The sequence below is a fragment of the Pseudorhodoplanes sp. genome, from assembly GCF_046289595.1.
Taxonomy (GTDB): Bacteria; Pseudomonadota; Alphaproteobacteria; order Rhizobiales; family Xanthobacteraceae; genus Pseudorhodoplanes.
On record NZ_JBKBVB010000180.1, the window covers coordinates 1 to 5,784 of the forward strand.

Sequence of the window (5,784 nt, forward strand, 5' to 3'; positions counted from 1 at the left end):
CGCCTGACCATGTGTCTCTGCTCGAGGAACTGCTGGAAGCCGGCGCTGCGATCTCGGAAATGCCGCTCGGGTGGGAGCCGCGCGCCCGCGACTTTCCGCGCCGTAACCGGCTGATCGCCGGATTGTCGCTCGGCGTCGTGGTCGTGGAAGCGGCCCGCCGCTCGGGCTCGCTGATCACCGCGCGCCTTGCCCTCGAACAGGGACGCGAGGTGTTCGCGGTTCCCGGTTCGCCGCTTGACCCGCGCTGCGAGGGCACCAACGGCCTGCTCAAACAGGGAGCAACGCTGGTGACGGAAGCGCATGACGTCTTGAGCGTTCTTCGCCCGATCATCGGTCGCGATCCTGCGCTTCCGGTCGAGGATCCCGGCTCCGATGCTGGCGAGGCGCCCGCGGAGCCCGCGCCGGACGAGCGCAACCGCATTCTTGCCCTGCTCGGGCCGACGCCTGTCGACGTCGACGAGTTGATCCGGCAATCCGGCGCGCGCGCTGCCGTGGTCAGGACCGTTTTGCTCGAGCTGGAAATTGCCGGGCGGCTGGACAGGCAGCCCGGCGGCCGGGTGGCGCTCCTGTAAGCCTTGCCGTTGCAGGACTTGCCGCTGAGAGCCTCGCCAGCCCCGTCGGGTTCAGGAGGTACCGGCCTTTACCGGCCCGAACGCTCCTTGCTCTGGACATACTCGGCCTCGAGCTTGGCCATATCGAGCAGGTATCCCAGTGTTACAAGACCGTGGCGGCGGGCGAACGGGGCCAATCCGCCGACAAGATCGGCGATATAGGCGGCAGCCGCGACGGCCTGGTCCTCAGCCGGAGGAGGCGCTTGGTCGGTCATCGCGCGGGCGCCGCTTTCACCTATCCAAATGATTGCATACGGTAAATTTATATCTTTAAAGTTGCAATACGCGACCCTCACAATTCGTCCAGTTCCGTTGTCGCAGGCGGACGCCTATTTGACTTGGCGGGACGATTTACCCATGGTCGCGGCCCGGCTGACCGCCTGACTCGCCTTAGAATGTCAGAAAAGCGGGCTTAACCTGTTGGAATTTCATGAATATCGTTGTCGTCGAATCCCCGGCCAAAGCCAAGACCATCAACAAATATCTCGGGCCGGGATACGAGGTTCTGGCTTCGTTCGGCCATATCCGCGACCTTCCTGCCAAGGATGGCTCAGTCGATCCCGATCACAATTTCCGAATGATCTGGGAGGTCGATGAACGCGCACAGAAACGCATCAACGACATCGCCCGGGCCGTGAAGGGCGCCGACAAGCTCATTCTCGCGACCGACCCCGACCGCGAGGGCGAAGCCATTTCCTGGCACGTGCTCGAGGTGCTGAAGGAAAAGAAGGCGCTGAAGGACCAGGCGATCGAGCGGGTTGTGTTCAACGCCATCACCAAACAGGCCGTCAGCGAGGCGATGAAGAATCCGCGCAAGATCGACCATGCGCTGGTCGATGCCTATCTTGCGCGGCGCGCCCTCGACTATCTCGTCGGCTTCACCCTCTCCCCCGTGTTGTGGCGCAAGTTGCCCGGCGCGCGCTCGGCCGGCCGGGTCCAGTCGGTGGCTCTGCGCCTGGTCTGCGACCGCGAACTCGAGATCGAGAAGTTTGTCCCGCGCGAATACTGGTCGCTGGTCGCGACCCTTGCGACACCGCGCAACGAGAGTTTCGAGGCGCGTCTGGTCGGCGCCGATGGCCAGAAGATCACGCGTCTCGATATCGGCACCGGCAAGGAGGCGGAAGACTTCAAGCGCGCGCTGGAAAGCGCCGCTTTCACGGTCGCCTCCGTCGAGGCCAAACCGGCACGGCGCAATCCGCCGCCACCCTTCACGACCTCGACCATGCAGCAGGAAGCCAGCCGCAAGCTCGGCTTTGCGCCGGCGCATACCATGCGCGTGGCGCAGCGGCTTTACGAAGGCATCGATATCGGCGGCGAGACCGTCGGTCTCATTACCTATATGCGAACCGACGGCATCGACATGGCCGAGGAAGCCATCGCCGGCATCCGCGCGATGATCGGCAAGAATTACGGCCGCGATTATGTGCCAGACGCGCCGCGCCGCTACCAGAACAAGTCGAAAAACGCGCAGGAAGCCCATGAAGCCGTCCGCCCGACCGATGCGTCGCGCACCCCGCGCGAGGTCGCGCGCGCGCTCGACCCCGATCAGGCGAAACTCTATGAGCTGATCTGGAACCGGGCGGTCGCGAGCCAGATGCAGTCGGCCGAACTCGAACGCACCACCGTCGACATTGTCGCCAAGGTCGCCGGACGCAATCTGGAACTGCGCGCCACCGGGCAGGTGATCAAGTTCGACGGCTTCCTGACGCTTTATCAGGAAGGTCAGGACGACGACGCCGAGGACGAGGATTCCAAGCGCCTGCCGGCGATGGCGCAGGGCGAGCCGCTGCGCAAGGAAGCAATCAGCGCCACCCAGCATTTCACCGAGCCGCCGCCGCGCTTCACCGAAGCCTCGCTGGTCAAGCGCATGGAAGAGCTGGGCATCGGCCGGCCCTCGACCTATGCCTCGATCCTTGGGGTGCTGAAGGACCGCGGCTATACGCGGCTCGACAAAAAACGCCTGATCCCCGAGGACAAGGGACGCCTCGTCGTCGGCTTTCTGGAGAGCTTCTTCCAGAAATATGTCGAGTACGACTTCACCGCCTCGCTCGAGGAGCAGCTCGACAAGGTCTCCAACAACGAACTCGAATGGCATGCGCTGCTGCGCGACTTCTGGGACGATTTCATCGCCGCGGTCGGCGAGATCAAGGATCTGCGCATTACCCAGGTGCTCGATGCGCTGAACGAGTTGCTCGGTCCGCATGTGTTTCCCAAGCGCGAGGACGGGGGTGATCCGCGGCAATGCCCGAATTGCGGCGAGGGTCAACTGTCGTTGAAGGTCGGCCGCTTCGGCGCGTTTGTCGGATGCTCGCGCTATCCGGAATGCAATTTCACCCGTCAGCTCACTCCCGGCGCCAATGGCGGCGACACCGGAACCAAGCTGCTCGGCAAGGATCCGGTCACCGGGGAGGATGTTACCCTGCGCGGCGGGCGTTTCGGTCCTTATGTCCAGCTCGGCGAAGGCAACAAGGAGACCAAGGAGAAGCCGAAGCGTTCGGGCCTGCCGAAGGGCATGGCGCCCGACGACGTCGATTTGCAGGTGGCGCTTGGCCTGCTCTCGCTGCCGCGCGATGTCGGCAAGGATCCGGAGAGCGGCGAGATGATCATCGCCGGCATTGGGCGGTTCGGCTCCTATGTGAAGCTCGGCAAGACCTACGCCAATCTCGAACCGGGCGACGACGTTCTCACTATCGGCCTCAACCGCGCCGTCACCCTGATCGCCGAGAAGAAGGCCAATCCCGGAAAGACGCGGCGGTTCGGCGCGGATCCGGGCCGCTCGCTGGGCGATCACCCAGACAAGGGCGGGCCGATCATCGTCAAAAACGGACGTTATGGCGCCTATGTCAGCCATGACGGGGTGAACGCCACCCTGCCCTCGGACAAGACCCCGGACACCGTCACGCTGGAAGAAGCGGTGGCGCTGATCGATGCGCGAATCGCCGCGGGCGGCGGCAAGAAGAAAAAGGCAGCCCCCAAGGCCGCGAAGGCCGAGGCGGCCGACAAGCCGGCCAAGGCGAAAAAAGCCAAAGCCGCTCCTGTTGCCAAAAAGCCTGCAGCCGAGAAAACGCCGGCCAAGAAAGCAGCAGCCAAGAAAGCAGCAGCCAAGAAGACCACGGCGCGCAAGGCCTCCTCGAAGGCTGCTGCGGCCAAGTCCCGTTCCAAGACCGCAGGGCAAACCGCCGCCGACAAGCCTGAGGGTGCTCCCGCCGGTGGAAAGCGAAAGGCGGCGAATTAGCCTCTACAACCAGCCCTTGCCGGTTCGGCCGGCCGGGACCACATCACAGGTCATCTTGGCCCGCACCAAACCACACAACGCCCCCTTCCCGACGCGCGAGCAACTGCTTGCCTTCGTCAAGGACCATGCCGGCAAGGCCGGTACCCGCGAGATCGCGCGGGCCTTCGGACTGAAGAATGCCGATCGCGCGCAGCTGAAGCGTGCCCTGCGCGACCTTGCCGAGGACGGCGCGGTCGAGACGCGGCGCAAGAAGCATCACAAGCCCGGCACCCTGCCCTCGGTGACGCTGGCCGACATCGTCTCGCGCGACCGCGACGGCGAGATCGTCGCGGTGCCGACCGAATGGGACGAGGAAACCCATGGCGAAGCACCGCGCATCCGCATCCTGACCCCGCGCAAGGCAAAGCCCGGCGAGGCCGCGGGCGTTGGCGACCGGGCGCTGGTCCGTGTCGAAGCGTTGCCAAAGGCGGAAGGCGGCGCGGCCTATAGCGGACGTGTCATCAAGGTACTGGATCGTGCCAGGAAGCGCATGCTCGGTATCTTCCGCAGCATTCCGGGCGGCGGCGGGCGCCTGGTGCCGATCGACAAGAAAGCGCTTGGCCGCGAACTCAACATCCCCCCGCATGCCACCATGGATGCGCAGGACGGCGAACTGGTCGCAGCCGACGTTGCGAAATCCGGCCGTTTCGGACTGCCCATGGGGACGATCAAGGAACGGCTCGGGTCGTTGAAGTCGGAGCGCGCCGTCAGCCTGATCGCCATCCATGCGCACGGCATCCCGCATGTCTTCCCGCGCGAGGCGCTGGCCGAGGCCGAGGCGGCAAAGCCCGCCGATCTGAAGGGCCGCGAGGACTGGCGTACGCTTCCGCTTGTGACCATCGACCCGGCCGACGCCAAGGACCACGACGACGCGGTTCACGCCGAGCCGGACACCGATCCCGCCAATCTTGGCGGTTATATCGTGACCGTCGCCATCGCCGATGTCGCCCATTATGTGCGGCCGGGCTCGGCGCTCGACCGCGAGGCTCTGGAGCGCGGCAATTCGGTCTATTTCCCTGACCGCGTGGTGCCGATGCTGCCGGAGCGCATCTCAAACGATCTGTGCTCGCTGAAGCCGTCGGTGGATCGCGCCGCGATGGCGGTGCGCATGGTGATCGGCGCCGAGGGGCGCAAACGCTCGCACAGCTTCCACCGCGTGCTTATGCGTTCGGCGGCCAAGCTGCATTATGCGCAGGCGCAGGACGCCTTCGACGGCAAAACCGACGACACCACCGGCCCGCTAAAGGAGAGTGTGCTTGATCCGCTCTTCGCCGCTTATCGCGCCGTGAAAAAAGCCCGCGATGCGCGCGCCCCACTCGACCTTGATCTGCCGGAGCGAAAGATTCTCCTGAATCCTGACGGCACGCTCGATCGGGTCATCGTTCCGCAGCGGCTCGACAGCCATCGTCTGATCGAGGAATTCATGATCCTCGCCAATGTCGCGGCAGCCGAGACGCTGGAAAAGGCGGGCGTGCCGCCGATCTACCGCGTCCACGACGAACCCTCGCTCGAACGGGTCGAAGCGTTGCGCGATCTGTTGCGCACGCTCGACATGTCCTTCCCCAAAGGTACCGTGCTGCGGCCCTCGCTGTTCAACACGGTGCTGCGGCAGGTCAAGGGCACCGATACCGAGATCCTGGTCAACGAGGTGGTGCTGCGCAGTCAGGCGCAGGCCGAATATTCGGCCGAGAATTACGGGCATTTCGGCCTAGCCTTGCGGCGCTATGCGCATTTCACATCGCCGATCCGCCGGTACGCAGACCTGATCGTGCATCGGAGCCTGATCCGGGCGCTGAAACTCGGTGACGGCGCCCTGCCCGAAGGCACCGATGTGAAGTCCCTGAACGAGATTTCCGCCCGCATTTCCGCCTCCGAACGCCGCGCCATGGCGGCGGAACG

4 protein-coding genes are annotated in these 5,784 nt (G+C 64.7%); 3 read left to right on the top strand and 1 reads right to left on the bottom strand.

Features of this window, described 5'->3' with window-relative positions; genetic code table 11:
- A partial coding sequence (locus ACK41X_RS22250) for a DNA-processing protein DprA (protein ID WP_409728124.1) occupies positions 1–572 on the top strand: 572 nt, incomplete at its 5' end.
- A 68-nt stretch (positions 573–640) separates the two neighbouring features.
- Here the strand turns inward: ACK41X_RS22250 and ACK41X_RS22255 are convergent.
- Positions 641–826 (bottom strand): hypothetical protein, encoded by a 186-nt coding sequence (locus ACK41X_RS22255; protein WP_409728127.1) that lies wholly within the window; start codon positions 824–826, stop codon positions 641–643.
- Positions 827–1,041: 215 nt separating this feature from the next.
- Here ACK41X_RS22255 and topA point away from each other — a divergent pair, with 215 nt between their 5' ends.
- Together topA and ACK41X_RS22265 are read left to right on the top strand one after the other, a co-directional pair.
- A complete protein-coding gene (topA, locus tag ACK41X_RS22260; protein WP_409728129.1) occupies positions 1,042–3,846 on the top strand; it encodes a type I DNA topoisomerase in 2,805 nt (934 codons plus the stop codon).
- Between the two features lie 52 nt (positions 3,847–3,898).
- Positions 3,899–5,784: ribonuclease R family protein (locus ACK41X_RS22265; RefSeq protein ID WP_409728132.1), on the top strand; the 1,886-nt coding region annotated here is incomplete at its 3' end.